This is a genomic window from Streptomyces sp. R35 (genome assembly GCF_041053035.1).
In the GTDB taxonomy this organism is placed as follows: domain Bacteria; phylum Actinomycetota; class Actinomycetes; order Streptomycetales; family Streptomycetaceae; genus Streptomyces; species Streptomyces lutosisoli.
This window is the reverse complement of sequence record NZ_CP163440.1, coordinates 3261968-3286750: the sequence shown is the minus strand read 5'-3', so window position 1 is coordinate 3286750 and position 24783 is coordinate 3261968. Positions and strand designations below refer to the sequence as shown.

Sequence of the window (24783 nt, the reverse complement as noted above, 5' to 3'; positions counted from 1 at the left end):
TTACGGGTCCTGCGCGGAAGGAAGTGCTTCGTCATGCGCCGCACCTCGCCCTCGCCACGTGCAGCTCGGGGGTGAGCACCTGCTTCGTCTTCGGCAGCACGATCCGGCCGTCGAAGTCGCAGAGGTAGAAGTTGAACCACGAGCCGTAGGACGCCGTCCCCGTCAGTGCGTTGAGCTTGTTCGGCAGCCGCTTCAGGACGCCCTCCACGGTCTTCTCGTTCTTGTTCAGCGTTCCGGTGAGGTCGGTCAGCCCGGCGATGTCGTCCTTCAGGGGCGGACGTGCGTCCTTGAGCAGCCCCGAGGTGGCGTCCGTCAGGTCGCCGATGCCCACCAGTGACTGCCCGATGGGCTTGCGGTCGGCGGACAGCCCCGAAATCACCCGCCGCAGCTGCTTGAGCAGCCCGGAGAAGCGGGCGCCGCGCTTGTCGAGCGTCTCCAGCACGGTGTTGAGGTTGTCGATCACCGAGCCGATGAGCTTGTCGCGGCCGGCCAGGGTCGTGGTGAGCGAAGCCGTGTGCATGAGCAGGCTGTTGACGGTGCCGCCCTCGCCTTGAAGGGTCCGGATGATCTCGGTGGCGAGCTGGTTGACGTCCTGCGGGCTGAGCGCGGCGAACAGTGGCTTGAAGCCGTTCAGCAGTGCGTTGAGGTCCAGCGCGGGCCGGGTGCGCGACAGCGGGATCGTGGCGCCGGGCTTCAGCCGGGTGCCGTCCCCCGCGCCCTCGGTCAGGGCGACGTAACGCTGTCCGACCAGGTTCCGGTAGCGGATGACCGCGCCGGTGCTGTTCAGCAGCGGACGGTCCGCGCTGACGGTGAAGGTGACCTCCGCCAGCGTCCGGTCCTTGATGCTGATGTCTTCGACCTCGCCGACCCGCACCCCGGCCACCCGGATGTCGTCGCCCTTCTCCAGGCCCGTCACGTCGCTGAACACCGCGCGATACGTGTGCTCGGGGGTGAGGGAGATGTTGACGATGGTGGCGGCGAGCAAGGCCGTGGCCAGGATCGTCACCAGGGCGAAGAGGCTGAACTTGATCAGCGGGGCGGCGGCCTGCCGGGCCCCTGACGTCCGCGAGGTCCGCGAGGTCTTCGTGATCTTCGTGGTCTTCTTGGTACTCATGCGACGCTCACCGCCGTCCCGCGCGCCATCGGTCCGAACAGCAGGGTCGCGACCGGCGGTACCTCGTCGGCCGGCACGCCCATGACGGGCGCCACGAGCGAGCCGACGGAGCGCTGCTCGGCCCGGGTCGCGGAGACGCCGAGCGGCGAACTGGAGGAACTTCCCTTCTTCGACCCGTCGTTGAGGTGCACCCCGGGTGCGGGCACCTGGGGATGGGGCAGGTCGCGGCAGTTGGGCCCCGACCGGTCGTCGTAACGCGGCTCCTCACCCGGCTCGTACGCCGCCTGCTGTCGGACGACTTCGAGCGTGATGTGCATCTTGCCGCCGCGGAACGCCTGCTCGGACGCCTGCTCCTCGCGCACCAGGCCGGCGAGGAGGCAGGGGTACTCGGGCGAGTAGCGGGCGAAGAGTGCGAGCGTGGGGCGGGAGACCCGGCCCAGGGTGATCAGCCGGTCGCCGTTCGCGTCGAGGAAGTCGTCCGCGGTGCCCGCGGCGGTGGCCGTCGTGGTGAGCGCGGCCGCGAGCCGGTCCCGCTGCTCGACGATGGTGCGGCTGGTCGTGACGGTGTTGCGCAGGATCGCCATCAGGTCGGGAGCCGCGTCCCCGTACACCTCGGCGACGTCGGCCAGCCGGGCGAAGTCCTCGGTGAGGGACGGCAGATGCGGATTGAGCCGGTGCAGATAGTCCTCCACGCGCGTGAGGTTGTCGCCGATCCGGTCGCCGCGGCCTTCGAGGGCGGTGGCGAACGCGGAGAGCGTGGCGTTGAGCTTGCCGGGCTGCACGGTCCGCAGCAGCGGCAGCAGGTCGTTCATCAGCTGCTGGAGCTCGATGCCGACGCGGGTGCGGTCCTGGGTGATGACGTCCCCCGCGCGGATGGGCCTGGCAGAGGAACGCGCGGGCGCGACCAGGTCGACGTACTTCTCGCCGAACAGCGTCTTGGGCAGCAGACGCGCGTGCACGTCGGAGGGGATGGACGCGACGTACTCCGGCTTGAGCGCGATGTCGAGCGTCGCCTTCGTCCCGTCGGCGTGCACCGCGCGCACCTCGCCGACCAGCAGCCCGCGCAGCTTGACGTCGGCCCGGGGATCGAGCTGGTTGCCGAGGCTGTCCGCCTCCAGCTTGATCCGTACCGCCGGGGTGAACACCTGCTGGTACACGGCGACCGACAGGGACAGCAGCAGCGCGAGTACGGCGAGGAACACGACGCCGTACAACCGCAGTCTCAGCGCTCTCATACGGCGCACTCTCATACGGCTCACCCCGCAATCCGTACGGTCGTGTTGGCGCCCCAGATCGCGAGCGACAGGAAGAAGTCCAGGACGTTGATCGCGACGATCGAGGTGCGCACGGCGCGGCCCACGGCGACGCCGACGCCCGCCGGGCCGCCGCTCGCGTAGTAGCCGTAGAAGCAGTGCACGAGGATGATCAGGACGGCGAAGACGAGCACCTTCCCGAAGGACCACAGCACGTCGACCGGCGGCAGATACTGCTGGAAGTAGTGGTCGTAGGTGCCCGCCGACTGCCCGTAGTAGCCGGTGGTGATGGTGCGGGCGGCGAAGTACGAGGACAGCAGCCCGACCACGTACAGCGGGATCACCGCGACGAAACCGGCGATCATCCGGGTGGTCACCAGGAACGGCAGCGAGGGGACGCCCATGACTTCGAGGGCGTCGGTCTCCTCGCTGATCCGCATCGCGCCCAGCTGCGCGGTGAACCCGGCGCCCACCGTGGCGGACAGCGCGAGCCCGGCCACCAGTGGGGCGATCTCCCGGGTGTTGAAGTACGCCGAGAGGAACGCCACGAAGTTGGAGGTGCCGAGCTGGTTGAGCGCGGCGTACCCCTGCAGGCCCACCTCCGTGCCGGTGAAGAACGACAGGAAGGCGATGACGCCGACCGTGCCGCCCACGACGGCCAGCGCGCCGCGCCCGAAGCTCACCTCGGCGAGCAGCCGCAGGATCTCCTTCTTGTAGCGGCGCAGGGTGCGGCCGGTCCACGCCAACGAGCGGCCGTAGAAGGACAGTTGGCTGCCCAGTTCCTCCAGACGGTTCAGCAGCGCCATGACTCAGCCCCTCTGCGGAACGACTTGGAAGTACACCGCGGTCATCACGAAGTTCGTCACGAACAGCAACATGAAGGTGATCACCACCGACTGGTTCACCGCGTCGCCCACGCCCTTCGGGCCGCCCTTCGCGGTCAGTCCCTTGTACGAGGCGACGATCGCGGCGATCGCGCCGAACACCAGCGCCTTGATCTCCGCCGCCCACAGGTCGGAGAGCTGGGCGAGCGTGGTGAAGGAGGCCAGATAGGCGCCCGGAGTGCCGTGCTGCAGGACGACGTTGAAGAAGTAGCCGCCCGCCACACCGACCACCGACACCAGGCCGTTGAGCAGCACCGCGACCACCATCGACGCCAGCACGCGCGGGACGACCAGCCGGTGGATGGGGTCGATGCCCAGCACCTGCATCGCGTCGATCTCCTCGCGGATCTTCCGCGCCCCGAGGTCCGCGCAGATCGCCGTGCCGCCGGCGCCCGCGATCAGCAGCGCCGTGACGATCGGCGAGGCCTCCCGGAGCACCGCGAGCACCGAGGCGGCCCCGGAGAAGGACTGGGCGCCGAGCTGCCGGGTCAGGCTGCCGATCTGCAGCGCGATGACCGCCCCGAAGGGGATGGACACGAGGGCCGTCGGCAGGATCGTGACACTCGCGATGAACCAGGCCTGCTGGATGAACTCCCGTGCCTGGAACGGCCGTCGGGGCACGGTCCGGACGACGTCCAGCGCCATCGCGAAGAGGTTCCCCGACTGTCTGAGCGCTCCGGTCGGCGACAGCCTCATGCGTCCGCCACCTCCTTCCGGTGCAGCTCGGCCTCGCGCCTCGCGATCGCCTCCCAGCGGGGTGGCCTGGTGATGCCTGGTCCCGGCAGCAGGCGGGGAGTCAGAACCTGACTGCCGGGGGTCTGTGTGGTTGCGCCGTCGCCGAGCTGGGCCAGCTCCTGCTCGACCTGCGCGGCGTCCTTCTCCTCGGCCATTCCGATCGGCCCCTGCATCCGGCCGTTCAGGAACTGCCGTACGACGGGCTCGTCGCTGGTCAGCAGCTTCTCGCGGGGCCCGAACATGACCAGCTCGCGCCGGAACAACAGCCCGATGTTGTCCGGCACCTGGCGGGCCGAGGCGATGTCATGGGTGACGATCAGGAAGGTCGCGTTGATCTGTGCGTTGAGGTCGACGATGAGCTGGTTGAGATAGGCGACGCGTACGGGGTCGAGGCCGGAGTCGGGTTCGTCGAAGAGGATGATCTCGGGGTCGAGGACCAGGGCTCGGGCGAGACCGGCTCGTTTTCGCATGCCGCCGGAGATCTCACCGGGCAGCTTCGCCTCGGAACCGATCAGCCCGACCATGTCCATCTTCTCCAGCACGATGCGCCGGATCTCGCTCTCGGACTTGCGGGTGTGCTCGCGCAGAGGGAAAGCGATGTTGTCGTACAGGCTCATCGAGCCGAACAGCGCGCCGTCCTGGAACAGCACGCCGAAGAGCTTCCGCACCTCGTACAGCTCGTGCTCACGCAGCTTGGTGACGTCCCGGCCCGCGACCTTCACGGAACCCCGGTCCGGCTTCAGCAGTCCGACGAGGGTCTTCAGGAACACGGACTTGCCCGTGCCCGAGGGGCCGAGCATGACCGAGACCTCCCCGGCGGGCAGCGTCAGCGAGACGTCCTGCCAGATGACCTGGTGACCGAAGGACTTGGTCAGCCCTTCCACACAGATCTCGACACCCATCCGGTTCACCCTTCGGCCGTGGAGCAGCTCCGACATCTGCTCTACGGGGAGGGGCGGGGCGTCCGTCGCGACGGACGCGGATTTTTTTCCGGCGGTGCTACGGCGGTACTACGGCAGTGCGGTCGGGGTCGGTGCGTCGACCGGGACGGAGGGCGTGGCGAGAGCCTCCGGGAGGGCCGGAAGCGCCGGAAGCGTCGTCGGGACCGTGGACGTGGCCGGCAGATCGGGGAGGCCGGGCACGCTCGGCAGGTCGGACACGCCGGGGACGCCGGGGACATCGGGGACGGACGGCACCGGTGGCAGCGAGGCGTCCGGCAGTCGTGGCACCGGCAGCGGCAGCAGCGACCGGTGGTGATCGCCGGGCGGCACCGTCGGCGTCGCCGCGGGGGACGTCGACGCGGCCGACAGATCACGGGCGTTCGGGGCGGCCACCCGGCCGACGCCGTCGGGCCGGACGGTCTGCGTGGTCGTCTGGGCCATGCGGGACACGGAGGGACGGGGCGCCGTGTCCTGCCCGTCCCCGTCGTGGACGTACGGCAGCACGAACCCCGCCACCACCAGGGTCGCGGCCGTCGAGGTCACCGCCACGGCCTGCGCGTGTCCGCCCGCGCGCAGCTTGCCGCGCCCCCACAGGAACAGGGCGAGGCCCAGCGTTCCGGCCAGCGAGTTGCGCAAGGTGCGCCGGGCCCGGGCGAGCAGTGACTCGACGGTGCGATAGCTCAGCCCCATGCGCACGGCGACCTGGCCGACGTCGAGGTCCTCGGACTTCAGCCGGAGCGCCTCGGCCTGGCGCCCCGGCAGTTCCCCGCTGCGTACGGCCAGCCACTTGGCCTCGGCCCGGTCGCACACCGCCTCGTCGACGGGCACCGGACCCGGCGCGGCGAGCGTGGGGCTGCGGTGTACCTCGGCCTCACGGTTGACCTGGCGGTACCGGTCGACGCACAGCCGCATGGTCACGGTCGTCAGCCAGCCGCCGAGGCGCTCGTCGTCCAGATCGGGGCGCTCGGCGGCGCGCAGCATCGCCTCATGCACCGCGTCCTCGGCGTCCTCCGGGCTCATCGACCTGCGCCGGGCCACTTTGAGCAGGTGCTCGCGGTGGCTCCACATGCGCTCCCAACGGTCGTGGGCCGCCTGTATCTCCGCAGGCATGTCCGGCATGTCCGTCGCCATGAGGGCCCCTTTGCGCTCACCCGCCGGTCCGGTGCCGTCCGGCGGGTGGCGACATTACCGCCGAGTATCCGCGGTTGTGGAGGGGGCGGAGGCCATCGAATCCACACCGTTGCTGGTCAGCGGACCGCCGCTGGGCAGCAGGTCGCCGCCGGGCAGTTCGATGTCCGTTCCGGGCGTGGGGAGTTGGGGCTCCTCCGTCTCCGGGGCCTCGCTCGCCGGCCGGGACCCGGTGGGGGCCGGTGAGGTGGGCGCGGACGGAGTCCGGGACGGGGAGGCACTGGGGCGGGGGGACGGTGTCGGCTTCGGCGTGGGCTTCGGCCGCGACGGCTCGGGGCGTGTCGGCTCCTTCGCGGAGCCGTCCGGCACCACCCGGTGCCCTGCCAGGAAGTACGCGTACCAGGCCCTGACCGTGCGCAGATACGCCGCCGAGTGGTTGTAGCCGAGGACCGCCCGGTCCAGCTCGGCCGGGTCGGCGAGGTCTCGTCCGCCCGCGCACAGGTAGCGCCCGGCGGCGAGCGCCGCGTCGAAGACGTTGCCCGGGTCGGCCCGCCCGTCGCCGTTGCCGTCCGTGCCCCAGCGGGACCAGGTCGACGGGATGAACTGCATCGGCCCGACCGCCCGGTCATAGGCTGCGTCCCCGTCGTACGCGCCGCCGTCGGTGTCCCGTACGACGGCGAAGGCGCCGCCGTCCAGCCGCGGTCCGAGGATGGGCGCCACGGTCGTACCGTCCGCCGTCACCCGACCGCCGCGCGCCTGCCCGGACTCCACCTGGCCGATCGCGGCCAGCAACTGCCACCGCAGCCGGCAGCCGGGCGCGGTGCGCGCGAGCTCCGCCTCGGCGTGCCGGTAGGCGGCGAACACGCTCGCCGGCAGCGCGGCCCCCGCCACCGACGTCCCGCCCTTGCGTTCCCGGGCCCGCAGCGGCGGGAGGTCGGTGCGGTACCGGGTGTCGCCCGACACACTCGGCCCGTGCCCGGCGGGCGTCTGCCGCGGGGGTACGGAGGCCCGTGCCGAAACCGCCCCCGGCGCCTGTGACGCGGTCAGCGCCGCCATGGCCGCCACCGCGATCGCCGTACCCCTCGCGCCTCTGATTCTGTGCCCTGCCATGTCGGGCTCCCCTCCCTGTGAGCTGATGTCGTCTGCTCTACGGGGCAGGGCGGCGGGTCCGTCGCACGGAGCGGGGCGATTTCGGGAAACGGGGCCCGCACGCCCCATGCCCGCGTCCGTCAAGATCTCCCCGAAAGGAAAAGTCATGGTTCCGAGGAATTACAGGTGTGTGCCATGAGCGCATTTCGCATATATCTCAGGGTCGTCAGCCAGTCCCTGCAGCCCGAGGAAATCTCCAAGAGGCTGGAAGCGGAGCCCGACAAGTCGACCTCGATCGGAAGTCGCCGCCGCCCGCAATCGCCTCCGCGGTCGCATGCGACCTGGATTCGGCATGCCCGGCCGGCGCGAGGCTGCGCGCGACCGGAGGAGCTGGAGCCGCTGGTCGTCGGGTGGGGGAGGGATCTCGCTGGTGCCCTCGGGCGACTCGTCGGGTCCGGGGAGGCTGTCGTATCTCTGGTGATTGTTCAGGAGATCAGGGACCTCGACGACCCGCAGCAGAAAGACATTTTCCTGGGGGCCGACCTGATGTCCTGGATGGGCGAGGCCAGGGCGTCGCTCGACATCGATCAGTACGTCTATCACGAGTGCGGCGGCGAATCGGAGGGTGACGTTCCGTAGAACTCTGTCCTGCGTGTGCCATTCCCTCCCGGACCTTCTCTGCAAGGGATGTGCATGAGATTCCAAAATGTGATCGCCGTCACATTGCCCAGAGTGATTCGCGCGCTACTCTCACACCCGCACCACGAGAGGTGCACACTCCGCACTGCCTCAGGTGACAAATGAGTTGATTCGTATCGAGTCGAGTCCCACCAGGACTCGCTGTCTCGACGGGGGAACGTCGTGCGGCGTTGGGAATCACACCGTGACATAGCGGACCACGGTGATACGGCGGACCACGGGGATCAGCGGACTCGGCAGCTGGTCAAGACATGCGATCCGGCCACCGCCTGCGAGGTCCTCTACCAGGCGCTCGTCGAACTGCCCCGTCATCAGGGTGGCGTGCAGCTGACCGGTCGGTTCGCCGTTGAGATGGTCAGTCGGCCGGCTTCGGAGCTGTCGCGGCTCGTGCGGAACGAGGTTCTCAGGCGGGGGCATGGGCTGCGGCTGCTGCTCGGTCAGTCCGCCGCTTCGGAGCCGGTCGCCCGTACCGTCATGGGGCATCTTGCGGCCGAGGGGGCTCATATGCGCGTCTCCTCCGGGCCTTTGCCCAATCTGGCCTTCGTGGGTACCGAACTCGCCGTCGTGTACGCGTTCGCGCGGGACGGGCAGCCGCTGGGGCTGGTGGCCCGCGGTGAGGCCATGGGAGCTCTGCATCAGTATCAGCAGGTGTTGTGGGAGCACGGCGCGGAGCCGGTTCCGCACTGCCACACCGCCCGGTCCGTGGTGCTCGACCCGACTCAGGCGCAGGTTCTGCGACTGCTCGGCTCCGGGATGAAGGACGACACCGCCGCGCGGCAGATGAACGTGTCCGTCCGCACCTACCGGCGGCATGTCGCCGCGATCCTGAAGTCCCTGCATGTCAACACCCGCTTCGAGGCGGGACTCAAAGCGGCCGAACTCGGGTTGTTGAGCAAGCGACGAACTTCCGCTCAGGACACGGGACTTGGCGGTGGCAGGTTGATGCCGAGTTTTCTGTCCGGGAACGCTTGCTGAGTCCCGGAGGGGCTCCTAAGTTGATCTCCGGATCACCGAGCAGCGCGTAGCCGGCACGTCGTACATCTGCGGTGACATCACAAACCCATCCCCACAAGGGGCTTCGCGCTACCTCGCCATGCGTGCGCAGGCACGTCGGATGGCAGAAACGGATGACGGGATGTCAACTACTTCGGTCACCCTCGACGCCGTCGAGGCCGCCGTGCTGTCCACGACCGCCGAGATCCTGAAGCTGCCGGAGGTCCGTCTCGACGACAACCTGCTCGAACTCGGCGTCGACTCACTGGTCGCCACCCGTATCGTCGCGGCACTGCGCACCCGGTTCGGGGTGGACATTCCGCTGCTCAACGTCTTCGAGACGCCTGTACTGAGCGAGTTCGCCGAATCCGTGCTCGACCTCATCGACGACGCAGACGAAGCACTCGACGGATATGACACGCACGACGCGGCCCAGGTCTGACATCCATGGGCATACCTGGCGAGTTTCCCTACGACGCCGGTCTCCACCCCGGGGGTTACAGCACGCGGCTGTGGACCATGCGGCAGCTGGCGGGACTGCAGAGCGCCGAGTCCACCAACGAGCGCTTCAAGTACCTGCTCGGCATGGGCGAGACGGGGCTCTCGCTGGCCTTCGACCTGCCGACCCAACTGGGGCTCGATCCCGACGACCCGGTCGCGGACGGGGAAGTGGGACGTACGGGTGTGTCGATCGCCACGGTCGACGACCTGGGGGCCGTCTTCGCGGGGATCCCTCTCGACCAGGTGTCGGTTTCCTTCACCATCAACGCCACGGCGCCCATGCTGCTGGCGATGTGGATCGTCGTCGCGGAGGAATCCGGGGTCGATCCCGCCGCCCTGCGCGGCACCCTGCAGAACGAGATGCTCAAGGAGTTCCTCGCCCGCAAGGCGTTCGTCTACGACCTGGACACCAGCGTCCGGTACGCCCTTGATGTCGTCGAGTACTGCATGAGCTCGCTGCCGGGCGTCAACCCCATCTCCATCTCCGGCGGCCACGCCCGGGAGGCCGGGGCGGACGCCGCCCTGGAGGTGGCGTGCGCGCTCGCGAGTGTCGACGCCTATCTGGGCGGGATGGTCGACCGGGGCCACTCCGCGGAACGCGTCGCGTCCAGGTTCAGCTTCATCTTCGGGACCGACATGGAGCTGCTCAAGGAGGCCGCCAAGCTGCGGGTCGCCCGCCGCTGGTACGCCGAACGCATGCGTGACCGCTGGGGAGTCACGGAGCCCCGCGCCATGAAGCTGCGCGCCCAGGTCAACACCTTCGGGTCGGCGCTCGCCTACCAGGAGCCACTCAACAACATCGTCCGTGCGACGGTGCAGGCGATCGCCGCCGTGCTCGGCGGCACCCAGTCCCTGCACGTGTGCAGTTTCGACGAAGCGGTGCAGACACCGGGGCCGCTGGGCGCCCGGATCGCGCTGCGCACCCAGCAGATCCTCGCCCACGAGACGGACCTCGCCCGCTACGCGGACCCGCTCGGCGGCTCCCACGTCGTCGAGGGGCTGGTCGACGAGGTGGGCAAGGAAGTCGACGGCTGGCTGCAGCGGATCGAGGACCGCGGCGGCATCGCGGCGTGCATCCGCAGCGGCTGGCTGGAGGGACAGATCGAGGAACTCGCCTACCAGGATCCGGGGCCGACCGTGGGTGTCCTCGATCCCGCCCCGTCCGCGTCCGAACGGCAGCTCCTGCGGGCCGAGTCGCACACCACCACCGGGGGCCGGCGAGACGTCCTACGCGCCACCTGCCAGGCGGAGCTCGACCGGCTGCGCGCGGACGCCCTGTCCGGAAGCAACGTGCTGCCCGCCCTCATCGAAGCCGTCCGTGCGCGCGCCACCATCGGGCAGCTCTGCGCGGCGATGCGTCCGGCCGACGACCAGCAGGCGGCACTCACCTCCTGACCGATGCAGCACCCGCACCACGATCCTCCTGGCTGACGCACCACGATTCGCCTGACCGAAGCACCAGAGGCACCAGACGCACCACGATCCTCCCGACCGACGCACCACGATCCTCCCGACTCACGCACCACGACCCCGAACCGGAGTATCAACATGGCGAGTCTGATCGAGGCGGTTCAGCAAGGCGCCGATTCCGCCGAGCTGATGGCCTGCGAGGTTCCGGAGGCCTACCGCGCGGTGTATCTGCGCCGTGCGGACGAGCAGCTGTTCCACGGCGCCGAGTCGTCCGGTGACAAGGACGTACGCCGCACCCTGCACGTCGGTGAGGTGCCCATGCCGGAACTGGCGCCGGACGAGGCGCTGGTGGCGGTGATGTCGTCCGCCGTCAACTACAACACCGTCTGGTCCGCCCTGTACGAACCGGTGTCCACCTTCCGCTTCCTCAAGCAGTTCGGCCGCCAGGACCGCTGGACCGCGCGGCACGACCGCAACTACCAGGTCGTCGGCTCCGACGCGGCCGGAGTCGTCGTCCGGGTCGGCAGCGCGGTGCGGCACTGGGCCCCCGGTGACCGCGTGGTGGTCAACCCGCCCTACATCGACGAGCAGGACCCGGTCTCGCAGCGGGACGGCATGATGACCACAGGCATGTTGGCCTGGGGCTTCGAGACCAACTTCGGTGCCTTCGGCGACTTCGCCGTGGTGCGCGCCAGCCAGCTGGTGCCCAAGCCTCCGCACCTGTCCTGGGAGGAGGCCGCCTGCAACACCCTGTGCCTCGGAACCTCGTACCGCATGCTGATCGGCGACAACGGCGCCCGGATCAAGGCCGGGGACATCGTGCTGATCTGGGGCGCGGCGGGCGGCCTGGGCTCGTACGCCGTGCAGCTCGTGCGGCAGGCCGGCGGGATCGCCGTCGGGGTCGTCGGCTCCACCGCGAAGGCCGATCTGATGGACCGCCTGGGCTGTCATCTCGTCGTCGACCGCAACAGCGTGGGCCTCGGCGACGACGGCGAGGGAGATTCGGGATCCGCCTGGAAGGCGCTGGGTTCGGTCATCCGCAAGGAACTCGGCGAGGATCCCCATGTCGCCTTCGAGCACGTCGGCAGGGCCACCTTCGAGACCTCGGTGAACGTGGTGCGGCGCGGCGGCACGGTGGTGACCTGCGGATCCAGCAGCGGCTACCAGCACGCGTACGACAACCGCTACCTCTGGATGAAGCTCAAGCGGATCATCGGCAGCCATGGAGCCAACGCCGACGAGGCATGCGAGGCCAACCGGCTGATGCGCCTGGGCATGGTGGTGCCGGCCCTGTCGCGCGTCTACCCGCTGCACGAGGCGCCCGAGGCCACGCGCTCGGTCCAGCTCAACGCGCACGAGGGCAAGGTGGGCCTGCTCAACCTGGCCACCGCCGAGGGGCAGGGTGTGACGGACTGGGCTCTGCGGGAGCAGGTCGGCGAGGAGCGGCTGCGGCTGTTCCGCGATCACGCCGCGCGGAGCGCCGGGGCGGTGGCGAGCCCGTGATGATCCCCGCGACGATCCCCGAGGCGTTCCGGCGGCAGGTGGCGCTCCGCCCCGACGCCGTCGCGGTCGCGACAGTGGCCGAGCGGCTCAGCTACGCCGAACTCGACCGCCGTTCCGACGACTTGGCCCATGACCTGGTGGCGGCCGGGGTCCGCCCCGGTGATCGCGTCCTGGTGTGCCTGGAGCGGTCGGTCGGCCTCGTGGTGGGGCTGCTCGCGGTGCTGAAGGCCCGTGCGGCGTACCTGCCGGTGGACCTCGGGGAGGCTCCGGCGCGGCTGGCCGGGATCCTCGCCGACGCCGAGGTCAGGCTCGCCCTGTGCGACACCGTCGGCGCCGCGCTGCTGGAGAACCAGGACGTGCCCGTACTGCGCGAAGGCGGTGGGGCGGCACGTCCGGAGCCGTCGGACGAGGGCGGGGCCGCGCCCGGACCTCTGGGCCACCCCGGACTCCCCGGTGACCCCGAACTCCCTGCCGGACCACATGACTTGGCCGACGCCGAGGATCTGGCCTGCATCATGTACACCTCGGGATCCACCGGCCGCCCCAAGGGCGTCATGGTGCCGCACCGGGCCGTACTGAATCTGGTGACCGAGCCCAACTACGTCACGCTGACTCCCGAGGACCGCGTACTCCACCTCGCGCCGGTCGCCTTCGACGCGGCGACCTTCGAGATCTGGGGTGCTCTGCTCAACGGGGCCCGGCTGGAGCCGGCGCCCGCCTCTCCGGTCGGGCCGCAGGAGCTGGGCGCGCTGCTGCGTGAGCGGCGGATCAGTGTGCTGTGGCTGACCGCCGCGCTGTTCCACCGCCAGATCGACTTCTCCCCGGAGTCGCTGAGCGGCGCGCGTGTGGTCCTGGCCGGCGGAGACGTGCTGTCCGTGGAGCATGTGCGCAAACTCCGGGCGGCCGCACCGGAGTTGGAGATCGTCAACGGCTACGGACCCACCGAGGCCACCACCTTCTCGGTGTGCCACCGGATCGCCGCGGAGGAGGAGTTCGCGCACTCGGTGCCGATCGGCGTACCCGTTCAGGGGGCCTTGGCGGAGTTGCGTGACGAGTCCGGTACGGCGGCGGTCGACGAGGGCGCGGAGGGTGAACTGTGGATCGCCGGGGCCGGTGTCGCGCACGGCTACTGGCGCCGCCCCGACCTGACGGCGGAGCGATTCGTCGCCGACGCCGCCGGCCGGACCTGGTACCGCACCGGCGACCTGGCACGCCGGCGGGCCGACGGCGTGCTGGAGTTCCTGGGGCGTATCGACGGGCAGTTCAAACTGCGCGGGCACAGGGTGGAACCCGGCGAGATCGAGAACCTGCTGGCCGCGCACCCTCAGGTGCGCCAGGCCGCCGTCGGTGTCCGCGACAACCTGGTCGGCGACCCCAAGCTGGTGGCCTGGGTGACCACCATCGGCCCCCTCGACCGCAAGGCGCTGCGTGCCTACGTACGCGAGCGGCTGCCCGAGTACATGGTCCCGACCGTGTTCGCGACCGTCGACGCGCTGCCCGTCACCCCGAACGGCAAGGTCGACCGGCCCGCGCTACCGACTCCCGACTGGAGACGCAAGGAGAACTATGTCTGAGCTGAGAGAGGGGCTGGCGCGGACCGTCGGCGAGACCTGGCACGAGGTGCTCGGCATCGACGGGATCGGCCCCGACGACGACTTCTTCGACCTCGGCGGGGATTCGATGGTGGCGGCCCGGCTGAGCGCGCTGCTGGAGGAACGGCTCGGGATCGAGGTTCCGCTGCTGACCGTGTTCGACAACCCGACGGTCGCACAACTCACGGCGGAACTGGAGAGCGCACATGCGGACCGAATCTGAGACGCCGGCGGCCCGGAAGCCCGGGAAACGCGACGTCCGGCTGTGGATCGCCGGAACCAGCGTCTCGCTGTTCGGCGACGCGGCCCTGTGGATCGCCCTCGGCGTCTGGATGAAGGACCTGACCGGCTCGAACGGCATGGCCGGACTGGCCTTCGCCGCCTATGTGGTGCCACGGCTGGGCGCCCCGTTCCTCGGCCTGGTCGTGGACCGCTTCCGCCGCCGGCCGCTGATCGCCCTGCTCAACTTCGTCCTGGCGGGCTGGGTCTGTCTGGCCTTCCTCGTCCATGATGAGCAACAGGCCTGGCTGCTCTACCTCGTGCTGTTCGGCATCGGACTGGGCGTCGGCATGCACAACGCGGCAGGCAGCGCCCTGCTCACCAATCTCGTGCACGCCGACGACCTGGGACGCACCAACGCACTGCTGCGCACCGTGCAGGAGGCCGGCATGCTCGCCGCCCCCGCGATCGGCTCGCTCCTGTACGTCAGCTTCGGCCCCCGCCTGGTGGCCGGGGTGGAAGTCGTGACCTTCCTGATCTGCGCGTTCAGCGTGCTCGCGGTCCGGGTGGACGAGCCCGCGCCGAAGCCCCCCGAGGGCACGCTTCCGCAGGAACTGCTCGCCGGCATGCGCCACTTGGCGCGCACACCGCGGCTGCGGGCGGTGTCCATCGCCATGGGCGGCGGTCTGCTGGGCTTCGGCTTCATCGAGACGGTGATCTACGCCGTCGCCGACCAGGGCCTGCATCGCAGCGCCGCGTTCGTCGGTGTGCTCACGGTCGCGAAGGGCATCGGCTCGGTGCTCGGCGGCCTGGCCGGCATGCGCGTACTCAAGCGGGTGGGGCCGGGCAGGGAGGGGCTGCTGACCGTGTGCGGGCTCAGCATGATGGCCCTCGGCTGCGCGATTCTGGTGCTGCCCGGCATCGTCGCGGCCCTGGCGGGCGTGTTCACGATGGGCCTGGGCACCCCCGGTGCGGTCGTCGGCCTCTACACCTCGGTGCAGCGGAACTCGCCCGCGAACCTTCAGGGCCGTGTCGCGTCGGTGGCGAGCATGCTCGCCACCGCCCCCCAGGTGCTGTCCGTGGCGACCGGCGCCGCGCTGATCGCCACCGTCGACTACCGGATCCTGCTGGTCGTCATGGTCGCCCTGATCGGTACCAGCGCCTGCTATCTGGCCCTTCGCGTACGCGGCTTCGAACACGCCGAGCAGGCGCGGCCCGCCACGGCCGGCGTCGCCGAGCCCGCTGCCGCCGCCGACTGACGGTCCCCGCGTCCGCTGCGCATCCGCGCGCCGCATTCAACCGCTCGCCCCAGACATGGATTTGGAGACACCGTGACGAGCGCCCCCATAGCGCTGCCGCTGACGCCGCAGCAGAGAGGCGTGTACTTCCTGCACTGCCTGGCTCCGGACAGCGCCGTCTACAACGTGCCCATCGTGCTGCGGGTGCGCGGCGGACTCGACCGCGAGCGGCTGTGTGCCGCCGTGGACGTCCTGCGGTCCCGGCATCAGGCGCTGCGCCTGACCGTCGAGGAGCGCGACGGCCAGGTCCTCCAGCTGATCCACTCCGCCGAGACCGCCGCCCCGGTCGAGGTGTCCTGGACACGGCTGCCGGGAGCGGACGCGGAGACGGCGGCCGAGGAGGCCGTACGGCGCGCGGCCCAGCCCTTCGACGTCGTACGCGGCCCGCTGATGCGTGTCGACGTGGTGGAGCTGAGCTCCGACGACCACGCGCTGGTGCTGTGCTTCCACCACCTGATCATCGACGAGGTCGCCGCGACCGCGCTGGCGGGCGAGCTGGACCGGCTCTACGGCGACCCGGCCGCCCTCCCCGCGGCCGGCCCCGAGCACCAGTACGCGGACTTCTGCGCCGGGCTGCTGGCCGAACCCGACCCCGCAGGCCTGGCGTTCTGGCGCGACCGGCTGGCCGGGATGCCCGTGCTGCCGCTGCCCGAGGAGCACATCCCCGAGGAGCACGGCCTGTTCACCGGCGACCGGGTCGGCTTCACGGTGCCGGAGAAGACCGCCGCGCGCCTGGCCGAGGTGTGCCGCGGCCACCGGGTCTCGGAGTTCATGGTCTTCCACGCCGCGCTGCTGGTGCTGCTGCACCGCTGGACCGGCGCCGCCGACATCGCGGTCGGCACCCCGATGAGCGGCCGGATCGATCTGCGGTTCGCCGAGACCGTGGGCTTCTTCCAGAACACGGTCGTCCTGCGCTCCGCGGTGGTGCCCGAACAGGGCTTCGCCGCACTGCTCAAGACCGCCCGGCGGACCGTCCTGGAGAGTCTGCAACGCCAGGACACGCCCTTCGAGGCGGTCGTGGACGCGCTGCGCCCGGCACGCGAGTCCACCCGCAACCCGCTGTTCCAGGCGGCCCTCGTCTTCAACCGCCGCAAGGTGGAACAGGACTGGACCCTCCCCGGTCTTCAGGTGCAGCCGCTGCCGTTCGTGTGGCCGGCCTCCCACTTCGACCTGACCGTCACCCTGCTGCACGAATCCGGCGTACTCAAGGGCGACTTCGCCTACAGCGCGCAGCGCTTCACGAAGTCGACCCTGGAGCGCGTGGTGGCGGTGTTCCTGCACCTCCTCGACGGTCTGCTGGCCGCTCCGGACGCCCCGGTCGGTGACGTGGAACTGATGGGCGCCGACGACCTCGAACACGTACTGGCCCTCGGTGCAGGGGCCGGCCGGTACGTCCTGGACGAGCGGCTGCGGCCGCTGCCGCTCGGCTTCTACGGCGCGGTGCACACCGGCGACCCCGCCGCCGGGGCCACCACCGCCACCGGTGAGCGCGGCAGATTCGCCCCGGACGGCCGCTTCGAACTGTGGCGCGACCCGGCCGAGGCGGCCCTCGCGGCCCACCCGGCGGTACGCGCCGCCGTCATCGTCCAGTACGCGCAGGACGACGGCCACGAGACCGTCGGCTGCGTCGTACCGCGTCTCGACGCGGAACTCCCCAGCACACGCGAGCTGTTGACCCATCTGCAGGCCCGGGTGCCCGCTCATCTCGTTCCCCAGCGGATCGTGTTCTGCGCGGCGATCCCCACCGGCGCGGACGGCCGCCCCGACCTCGACGCGGTGGCCGAGCTGGTCGCCGGCTGTCCCGAGCCTGACGGCCTGCCGGACGAGCCGGTGGACGAGGAACCGCGGGACGACACCGAGCGGCGGCTGGCCGGCCTCTTCGAGGAACTGCTGGGCGTGCCCGGCCTCGGCCGGTACGACAACTTCTTCGACTTCGGCGGCCACTCGCTGCTGGCCGTACGTCTGGTCGCGCGGGTCGACGAGGAGTTCGGCCGGCCGCTGGGCGTCGGGGTGTTCATGAACAACCCGACCGTGGCCGCGCTGGCCCGGGTCCTGGCCGACGGGACGACGGCGGAGACCGGCGGCCTGGTCCGGCTGCGGGAGGGCGACGGCGGATCCGGCGGCCAACACCCCCTGGCGGTGGCGCTGATCCACCCCGTCGGCGGCACCCTCATGTGCTACGGCGACCTCGTCTCCCTGCTCCCCGCGGGCATCGAGGTCGTCGGCCTGGAACGGGTCGCGGGCACGCACCCCGAGGACACCTCCTACCAGGACCTGGTGAGCCGGTACGCCGCCACCCTGGCCGGGGCCCTGCCCGGCCGCCGTATCGCCCTGCTCGGCTGGTCGCTCGGCGGAGTCCTGGCACACTCGGTCGCGGCGGAACTCGGCGCGCTCGGCCACGACGTGGCCCTGGTCGCCCTGCTCGACTCCCTCGCCCAGCGCACCGGGGAGGACGCCGAGCGGATGTCGGGCACCGGCGCCGAACTGTTCGCGCTCGCCGCGGCGGTACGCCAGGACGGCACCGGCGTGCTCGGTGCCACCGCCGAACAGCAGCTGCTGATGCGCCGCTTCGGCGTCGACCTGGCCGCGCTGCGCGAGACGCCCGCCGAGCAGGCCGCGCGGATGCTGGAGGACTGGGGCCGGCTGCTCGGCCTGGTCGCCGAGTGCGCACCGGCCCTGCCCGCGGCGCCCGTCCAGCTGTTCCTGTGCGCGGACAACCCGCCCGGATATCCCGAGGCGCTCGCCGCGAGCTGGGAGGGCCTGCACGGGGAACTCGAGGTGCGCAGCGTGCCCGGCACCCACACCGAGGTGCTCGGCTCTCCCGCCGTCGAGCAGGTCGTGGCGGCGTTCCTGGAGCGGATCGAGCGGTCATGACGCACCCTCGGGTCGCCAAGGACTGGTACGAGAGCGCCGGGGTGCGCGGCGCGCCTCGCCGGATGCTGGAGGAGGACCGCGAGGCGGGGCTGAAGGTGTTCCCCGAGGCGCTGGTCCCGCATCTGCGTCACGAGGGGCTCGCGGACCTCGGTGCCGAGGGCCGCCGGGCGCTGCTGACCCTGCACTTCTACCAGTACATGCAGTTCACCGCGCACCTGGAGACCAAGGTCGTCAACCGGGGGGCCGCGATGGTGGCGCACGGCGAGACCGACCTCGACGTGGGGCCCGGCGCCCGGCTGGACGCCTTCAAGATCTACAGCGACGAGGCGTACCACGCGCTGTTCAGCCTGGACGTGGTCCAGCAGGTCGAGAAGGTCACGGCCGTCCCGGTGCTGCCGTACGACTTCGCTCCGCGGATGGAGCGGCTGGACCGCACCGCCGACCGCTTCCTGCCGGACCACGGCTCGCTCGCCCAGCTGCTCCAGGTCGTCGCCTTCGAGACCGTGGTGACCAGGTTCCTCAGCCGGATACCGCGCGACGAGACCGTGTTCCGCGTGGTGCGCGAGGTCGTCGGCGACCACGTCCGCGACGAGGTGCACCACCACGCCTACTTCACCCGGCTCTTCAAGGAACTGTGGGCCGGACTCTCCCCTTCGCTGCGGGTCAAGGTCGCGTGCAGCATGCCGCACTTCGTCAACGACTGCCTGCGCCCCGACCTCGGCCCGGTCCGCGCCGCGCTGCTCTCGGCCGGTCTCACCGCAGACCGCGCCGAGGAGGTGATCCGCGACTGCTACCGCGAGGAGACGCTCGTCGCGGGGGTGCGCGACGCCGGACGGCACACCTTGGGGCTGTGCGAGTACGTGGGTGCTTTCGACATCCCCGAGGCACGGGAGCAGTTGAGGGTGCTGGGGCTCGCCGACTGACGGAAGAGCCGTTGGCGGAAGAGTTAACTGGCTGAGGAGATCAGTTCCGCAGAGCCGTGCCGAGCGCAGCGCGGTCCACCGTGCCCGAGGGAGTACGGGGGAGGCGGCCGAGGACGTGCACAGCGGGCTGGGGCCAGCCGGACGGCCAGGCGCGGCGGACGGTACGCCGCCACACGCGCTGGTCGGCATCCGTATCGGCGACCGGTACGACCACCGCGGACACCCGGGGGACCGCGTCCCCGGCCCTCGGCTCCCACAGGACGGCGGCCTCGCGCACACCCGGCAGCGCCGCGATCACGGCCTCGGCGGCGGCGCGGTCGAGGAGCCGGCCGGCCCAGCCGTGGGCCAGGTCCACCGGGCCCAGCAGGCGGATCCGGTCGGCCGCGTCGATCCACGCGCGCAGCGCACCCGGCCGCGGGTCGTCGGCGAGCCCGAGCAGACCGGGGATACCGCGCGGCAGAGCCCGCCCGGCCGGGTCCGTCACCTGGAGGCGGAGGCCGGGGGCCGGGTCGGTGAGCCAGATCCCGTACGGATCGTCGGCCCGCCAGGCGCAGTCGCCGAGACGGCCCAGCACCGGATCGACGACGTTCAGCAGGACGCGGCCGCCCGCGCGGGAGAAGGCGGCCACCGCCGGTGTCGGCAGGAACTGCTCGACGGGGCAGCGCGCCACCCGCGAGACGTCCGGCCCGGTGGCCGCGGCGGTCAGCCCGACGAATGAGCCCCGCTCGCCGCCACCGCCACCGTCGTCCGGTGACGTGACGAGCTCTGCCGAGGCGGCCCGTACGTACCCCTGCGCGAGCAGGTCCAGTGGGGTGTCGGGCCGCTCCGTGAGCTGCCCCAGCAGCCGGGTGAAGTCGGCGGTCAGCCGGAGCGCGCTCGCCGGGTCGAGCGAGGCCGCTGTGAAGTCCAGTCGCCCGTAAGCCGCGTCACCCTCCCGCCGGAGTTGCAGGATCAGGTCGAAGGACCGGGTGGAGTTGGGCGCGAAGAAGTCCCAGTCGCACTCCAGGCCCGGTACCTCTCCGACATCGCGGGCCACCGTCGGGTAGGACACCCCGATCCCGTCGAAGGCACCCTGGCTGACGTCCACCCCGTGGCGCCGGCGCAGCTCGCGCAGCACCCAGCCGAACGGGACCCGGCGGTAGCGGTGCACCAGGTCCAGCGCCCGCGAGCTGATCGCCAGGAGGTCACGGAAGCTCGCGTCCCGGTCCACCTCGATCAGACAGGGCACGACATTGATCTGGAGGCCGATCTGGTCCCGGGTCCGGGGAACGCTGGTGTCCACCGGAATCCCCACGACGAACCGGGAGTTGCCGTACTCGCTCAGCACGGCCGCGAGGCAGGCCACGAGGCCGGTGAAGAAGCTGGCCCCCGCCTCCTTGGTGAGCGTCCTGAGCCGGGCGCAGTGCTCGGCGGGCAGGTCGAAGCGGGGGGTCGGCCGGACCTCTTCCCCGGGGTCGGCCCCGTCGCCCCGGGGCAGCACCAGCCCGGGCAGGGTCAGCAGATCGGCCGCCAGCCAGTGCTGGAGCACCTCGTCGAGTTCCTGGTCGATCTCGGGATGCTCGGGCAGGTCCCGGCTCGGACGCTCCGCCGGGCCGGCCGCCGTGCGCAGCTCGGCGAGGGCGCGCAGGAACTCACGGGCGAACACGAACTTGGACCGACCGTCGAAGGCGATGTGGTGCACACCGATCACCAGCGTGCACCGCTGTTCGCCGTGGTGCAGCAGGGAGAAGGCGATGGGGGAGCGGACGGTCAGATCCCAGGGCCCGACACGGTTCTCGCGGTACCAGCGCCGGGCCGCCTCCAGTTCCCCGCCCGGCGCCGTGGGCAGCGGCAGTTCCTCGAACTGAAGGACCGCGGTCGCCGGGTGGATCGCCATCCGGGCCCCGGAGCCGCCGGCCTCGGAGCCGCCGGTGACCAGGCCGCGAAGCTGCGGATGGTCGTCACACACGATCAGGCAGGCGGCCCGCACCTGGTCCGCGGTCACGTCACCGCGGAGGAGCACCGACAGGAAGCCGCCGTTGATGGCCGAGGGGTGCAGCTGCTGTTCCAGCCACATGGACTCCTGGGCCGGGGAGAGCCGGACCAGCGTGGGCGCGGGCGCGGCACCGGCAGTGGGCGCGGCGGGTACGGCACCGGCCGTCGGCGTCGGCTCAGACACGTGCCGCCCCGCTGTCCCGCAGCTCGCGCCGCGCGACCTTGCCGCTGGCCGTCAACGGCAGTTCCGGTACGACGATGTAGCGGGTGGGCACCATGTAGTCCGGCAGCGCCGCGGTACAGGCCGCGCGCAGGGCCATGGCGTCCAGCGGGCCGGACGCGTCGGGGTCGGGCACCACATAGGCGTGCAGCGCTGTCGTACGGTCCTGGCCCTGGCCGATCACGGCGGCCCGGCGCACACCGGGCACCCGGCCGAGTACGGCTTCGACCTCGCCCGGCTCGACCCGGTAACCGCGTACTTTCAGCTGGTCGTCGATGCGTCCGACGAAGTGCAGCAGACCGTCCTCCAGACGGACCCGGTCGCCGGTGAGATAGCCGCGCCGGCTGCCTCCGGCGACATGGGGCAGTTCCGGGAACTTGGCAGCGGTCAGCCGATCGTCCGCGAGGTAGCCGAGGGCCAGGCAGCGGCCGGCCACCACCAGTTCGGCCTCGTCGCCCTCGGCGAAGGGGGCCAGTACGCCGTCCGCGAGACGCAGCAGCTCCGCCCCGACGGCGGGGCCGCCGAGCGGCGGATGCACCGGCCAGTCCTCCGGGGCTCCCGGCAGCCGGTGCTCCGTCACCACGTGGGTCTCGCTGGGCCCGTACTGGTTGACCAGCGTCGCGTCCAGGCCCGCGAACAGCCTGCGCACCTCCTCGTTGACGACCAGCCGCTCCCCGGAGACGACGATCTCCCGCAGTGCCGTCAGGCGGTGGCCGGTCACCGGGACGGCGACGGCGAGCGCGTGCAGCGAGGTCACCGGGAGGAAGGCGCGCACCACGGCCTGTTCGTGCAGCAGGGCCGCGAGCAGGAACGGGTCCCGCCGGACCGTGTCGTCGACCACGACCAGCGTGGCCCCGGCCGTCCAGGTGGCCACCAGTTCCTGGAATCCGACGTCGAAGCCGACGGACGCCGTGTGTGTGGTGCGGGGAGCCTGCGGCCACTCCCACGTGTCCTGGTGCCAGGCGGCGAGGTCCTCCAGGACGACCGGCGGCACCGCCACACACTTGGGCGTACCCGTCGAACCCGAGGTGGCGACGACGTAGGCGACCGGCCCGGTCAGGGACGGCGCGGAGCCGGGAGCCGCCGCCCCGTGGAGGTCCTGGACGGTGGCCTCGGCGCGGTGCGCGTCGGGGCCGAGGGCGACGGACGGGACGGCGGCGTCGCGCAGTACCAGCGCGGTCCCCGCGGCCTTGACGATCCGGGCCAGCCGCTCCGGGGGCAGTGCCGGGTCCAGCGCGACGACAGCGGCCCCGGCACGCCAGATGCCCAGGACCGCGGCACATCGCCACCAGCCGCGCGGCGCCAGCAGCCCGACGGTGTCCCCGGGGACCACGCCCCGGTCGGCCAGCCCCGTCGCCACCCGGGCGGAAGCCTCCGCCAGCTGGGCGTAGGTGTACTCCGTGCCGTCGTGGTGCACCGCGATCCGGCTGCCCTGGGTCTCGCAGACGGCGACGAGCGCGTCCGTGAGGGACATCAGAGTTCGACCGTCACGCCGGACTCGAACCAGTGGTGCATCTGCACCGCCGCCTCGATGCTCATGCGCGTCACCCCGGCCCGGAGACCGAACGTCGCATCGGTGAGCACCGACTTGACCCGGTCCGTGTCGAGCAGCCCGTTCACCCGCGCCCCGCTGTCCTCGGTGATCGTCTTCAGCTGCGCGCGCAGCCCCGTGCGGTAGGCGGGGTCCTGAACGGTCGGGTAGGGCGACTTCTTGCGCTCCAGCACCGACTGGGGCAGCAGGTCGCGGACCGCGGCCCGCAGCAGGCTCTTCTCGCGTCCGTCGGCGACCTTCATCTCCCAGGGCACGTTGTAGACGTACTCGACCAGCTCGTGGTCGCAGAAGGGCACCCGGCCCTCGACCGAGGCCGCCATGCCGAGGCGGTCCTTGCGGTCGAGGATGACCCTGAGGTACCGGGTCATGTTGAGGTAGGTGATCTCCCGCATCCGCCGCTCGTGCGCGGACTCCTCGCCGGTGAGCGGGACTTCGGCGATCGCCTCCTCGTACCGCTCGCGGACGTAGCCGGGGAAGTCGAGGTCGGCGTACAGGCCGCGGTCCAGCAGTCCGGAGAGGAACTCCATCTGATGGGAGGCGCCGAGCCAGGGGAAGGTCCGGGACTTCACGTAGAAGGGGTCGTGGAACCACATGTAGCCGCCGAACAGTTCGTCCGAGCCGTCCCCGGTGAGGGTGACCGTGGAGAAGCGGCGGACCTCCTGGGAGAGCCGGTACAGCGACACGTACATGTCGAGCCCGGCGGCCGGCCGGTCCATGGCCCGTACGACGGCGGCCTGGCCCTCCACATCGGCCAAGTGGTGCCGGTCGATGAGCAGTTCACGGTGGTCGCTGCCCAGATGCGCGGCCATCTTCGCGACGTACGGGGCGTCCGGCGAGTCGTGCACCTCGTCCGGGCGGAAGTTGTCCAGGTTGTAGGCGAACTCCATGGAGAAGGTCCGCAGCCGCTCGCCGCCGCCCAGCGAGCGGTTGACCAGGGCGCAGATCGCGCTGGAGTCCAGACCGCCGGAGAGCATCGAGGAGATCGGCACGTCGGCCGTCACCTGACGCCGGATGATGTCCTCCAGGATCTCGCGCACGGTCCGCTCGGTGGTGGCCAGGTCGTCGGTGTGCGGCCGGGCCGTGAACGTCCAGTAGCGGGAGCGGCGGACACCGTCGCGCGAGTAGCGCACCACCTCGCCCGGGATCACCTCACGGGTGTGCTTGAAGACGGAGCGACCGGGCGTCGGGGTGAACGACAGCGCCTCCAGCAGTCCGGCCCGGTCCACCACCGGGCCGATCAGACCGGTGGTGAACAGCGCCTTCGGTTCGGAGCCGAACGCGAAGCCCTCGGGGGTCTCCGCGTAGAACAGCGGGTAGATGCCGAACCGGTCCCGGACGAGGACGAGTTCCTCCTGCTCGACGTCCCACACCGCGAAGGCGAACATGCCGCGCAGCCGCTCTGCGCAGGCGGGCCCCCACTCCTGGTAGGCACGCAGCACCACCTCGGTGTCGCTGCGGTCCCGGAAGCGGTGGCCGCGCCTGCTCAACTCCTCGCGCAGTTCGGTGAAGTTGAAGACCTCGCCGGTGTAGCTCAGGACGACCGTCTCGCGGCCCTCGGCGTCCGTGGCGATGGCGGGCTGGTGTCCGCCCTCCAGATCGACCACGGCGAGCCTGCGGGGCACGAACAGGGCCCTCGGAGAGGACCATTCGCTCACCTCGTCCGGGCCGCGCAGCGCCAGCGCGCCGTGCATCGCCTGGGAGAGATCCGGCCGTCGCGAAAGGTCATCAGTGAAGGAGACGAGGCCGACAATTCCGCACATGTAATGCAAACCCCCAACATCGTGCCCACCTGCGACGCTTCAGGCCCGGACGGCTGCTCACTGCCAGTCGATGAGGACGAGGATCGCGGCTGCCGCCCCGCAAGTCACCCTTGATGGCAGC

Annotated in this window: 21 protein-coding genes; 10 read left to right on the top strand and 11 right to left on the bottom strand. The window is 71.1% G+C overall.

The window, feature by feature from the left end; all coding sequences use genetic code 11:
- Nucleotides 1-31: 31 nt before the first annotated feature.
- The 7 genes from AB5J50_RS15160 to AB5J50_RS15130 form a co-directional block, all read right to left on the bottom strand.
- Nucleotides 32-1114 carry an MCE family protein gene (locus tag AB5J50_RS15160; protein ID WP_369258347.1) on the bottom strand — a complete coding sequence of 361 codons (1083 nt, stop codon included), beginning with the start codon at nucleotides 1112-1114 and terminating at the stop codon, nucleotides 32-34.
- Nucleotides 1111-2349: an MCE family protein gene (locus tag AB5J50_RS15155; RefSeq protein ID WP_369258345.1), complete on the bottom strand. Its 1239-nt coding sequence runs from the start codon at nucleotides 2347-2349 to the stop codon at nucleotides 1111-1113. Before AB5J50_RS15155 ends, AB5J50_RS15160 begins: the two co-directional genes overlap by 4 nt.
- 20 nt (nucleotides 2350-2369) lie before the next feature.
- The gene (locus AB5J50_RS15150; RefSeq protein WP_168490879.1) at nucleotides 2370-3173 is read right to left on the bottom strand and encodes an ABC transporter permease; all 804 of its coding nucleotides are present in this window, start codon (nucleotides 3171-3173) and stop codon (nucleotides 2370-2372) included.
- A gap of 3 nt (nucleotides 3174-3176) precedes the next feature.
- Entirely contained in the window at nucleotides 3177-3947 is a 771-nt protein-coding gene (locus tag AB5J50_RS15145; RefSeq protein ID WP_369258343.1) for an MlaE family ABC transporter permease, read from the bottom strand.
- The gene (locus AB5J50_RS15140) at nucleotides 3944-4888 is read right to left on the bottom strand and encodes an ABC transporter ATP-binding protein (RefSeq protein ID WP_369258341.1); all 945 of its coding nucleotides are present in this window, start codon (nucleotides 4886-4888) and stop codon (nucleotides 3944-3946) included. The genes AB5J50_RS15145 and AB5J50_RS15140 overlap by 4 nt, the downstream gene beginning before the upstream one ends.
- Before the next feature lie 108 nt (nucleotides 4889-4996).
- The gene (locus AB5J50_RS15135; protein WP_369258339.1) at nucleotides 4997-6058 is read right to left on the bottom strand and encodes an RNA polymerase sigma factor; all 1062 of its coding nucleotides are present in this window, start codon (nucleotides 6056-6058) and stop codon (nucleotides 4997-4999) included.
- 54 nt (nucleotides 6059-6112) lie between these two features.
- Nucleotides 6113-7165, bottom strand: a complete 1053-nt coding sequence (locus tag AB5J50_RS15130; RefSeq protein ID WP_369258337.1) for a lytic transglycosylase domain-containing protein — start codon at nucleotides 7163-7165, stop codon at nucleotides 6113-6115.
- Nucleotides 7166-7339: 174 nt separating this feature from the next.
- On the opposite strand from AB5J50_RS15130, the gene AB5J50_RS15125 reads away from it, so the two are divergent.
- The gene (locus tag AB5J50_RS15125; protein ID WP_369258335.1) at nucleotides 7340-7783 is read left to right on the top strand and encodes a DUF4279 domain-containing protein; all 444 of its coding nucleotides are present in this window, start codon (nucleotides 7340-7342) and stop codon (nucleotides 7781-7783) included.
- A 237-nt stretch (nucleotides 7784-8020) separates the two neighbouring features.
- On the opposite strand, the gene AB5J50_RS15120 is transcribed toward AB5J50_RS15125, so the two are convergent.
- The gene (locus AB5J50_RS15120; protein ID WP_369258333.1) at nucleotides 8021-8347 is read right to left on the bottom strand and encodes a hypothetical protein; all 327 of its coding nucleotides are present in this window, start codon (nucleotides 8345-8347) and stop codon (nucleotides 8021-8023) included.
- On the opposite strand from AB5J50_RS15120, the gene AB5J50_RS15115 reads away from it, so the two are divergent.
- From AB5J50_RS15115 to AB5J50_RS15075, 9 genes are all read left to right on the top strand, one after another.
- Entirely contained in the window at nucleotides 8348-8818 is a 471-nt protein-coding gene (locus AB5J50_RS15115) for a response regulator transcription factor (protein WP_369258331.1), read from the top strand.
- A gap of 160 nt (nucleotides 8819-8978) precedes the next feature.
- Nucleotides 8979-9278: a phosphopantetheine-binding protein gene (locus tag AB5J50_RS15110; RefSeq protein WP_369258329.1), complete on the top strand. Its 300-nt coding sequence runs from the start codon at nucleotides 8979-8981 to the stop codon at nucleotides 9276-9278.
- Nucleotides 9279-9283: 5 nt separating this feature from the next.
- Nucleotides 9284-10732, top strand: a complete 1449-nt coding sequence (locus AB5J50_RS15105; protein WP_369258327.1) for a methylmalonyl-CoA mutase family protein — start codon at nucleotides 9284-9286, stop codon at nucleotides 10730-10732.
- A 153-nt stretch (nucleotides 10733-10885) separates the two neighbouring features.
- Nucleotides 10886-12250, top strand: a complete 1365-nt coding sequence (ccrA, locus tag AB5J50_RS15100) for a crotonyl-CoA carboxylase/reductase (RefSeq protein ID WP_369258325.1) — start codon at nucleotides 10886-10888, stop codon at nucleotides 12248-12250.
- Nucleotides 12250-13824 carry an amino acid adenylation domain-containing protein gene (locus AB5J50_RS15095; protein WP_369258323.1) on the top strand — a complete coding sequence of 525 codons (1575 nt, stop codon included), beginning with the start codon at nucleotides 12250-12252 and terminating at the stop codon, nucleotides 13822-13824. The genes ccrA and AB5J50_RS15095 overlap by 1 nt, the downstream gene beginning before the upstream one ends.
- On the top strand, nucleotides 13817-14065 hold the full coding sequence (locus AB5J50_RS15090) for an acyl carrier protein (protein WP_369258321.1): 249 nt from the start codon (nucleotides 13817-13819) through the stop codon (nucleotides 14063-14065). The genes AB5J50_RS15095 and AB5J50_RS15090 overlap by 8 nt, the downstream gene beginning before the upstream one ends.
- Nucleotides 14049-15320, top strand: a complete 1272-nt coding sequence (locus AB5J50_RS15085) for an MFS transporter (RefSeq protein WP_369258319.1) — start codon at nucleotides 14049-14051, stop codon at nucleotides 15318-15320. Before AB5J50_RS15090 ends, AB5J50_RS15085 begins: the two co-directional genes overlap by 17 nt.
- Before the next feature lie 72 nt (nucleotides 15321-15392).
- On the top strand, nucleotides 15393-18233 hold the full coding sequence (locus tag AB5J50_RS15080; RefSeq protein WP_369258317.1) for a condensation domain-containing protein: 2841 nt from the start codon (nucleotides 15393-15395) through the stop codon (nucleotides 18231-18233).
- A complete protein-coding gene (locus AB5J50_RS15075) occupies nucleotides 18230-19156 on the top strand; it encodes a diiron oxygenase (protein WP_369258315.1) in 927 nt (308 codons plus the stop codon). Before AB5J50_RS15080 ends, AB5J50_RS15075 begins: the two co-directional genes overlap by 4 nt.
- Nucleotides 19157-19196: 40 nt before the next feature.
- Here the strand turns inward: AB5J50_RS15075 and AB5J50_RS15070 are convergent, their stop codons facing one another.
- The 3 genes from AB5J50_RS15070 to asnB are packed head-to-tail and all read right to left on the bottom strand — an operon-like array spanning nucleotide 19197 to nucleotide 24662.
- Nucleotides 19197-21314: a condensation domain-containing protein gene (locus tag AB5J50_RS15070; protein WP_369258313.1), complete on the bottom strand. Its 2118-nt coding sequence runs from the start codon at nucleotides 21312-21314 to the stop codon at nucleotides 19197-19199.
- Nucleotides 21307-22824: an AMP-binding protein gene (locus AB5J50_RS15065; protein ID WP_369258311.1), complete on the bottom strand. Its 1518-nt coding sequence runs from the start codon at nucleotides 22822-22824 to the stop codon at nucleotides 21307-21309. Before AB5J50_RS15065 ends, AB5J50_RS15070 begins: the two co-directional genes overlap by 8 nt.
- Nucleotides 22824-24662: an asparagine synthase (glutamine-hydrolyzing) gene (gene asnB, locus AB5J50_RS15060; protein WP_369258309.1), complete on the bottom strand. Its 1839-nt coding sequence runs from the start codon at nucleotides 24660-24662 to the stop codon at nucleotides 22824-22826. Before asnB ends, AB5J50_RS15065 begins: the two co-directional genes overlap by 1 nt.
- Nucleotides 24663-24783 lie beyond the last annotated feature (121 nt).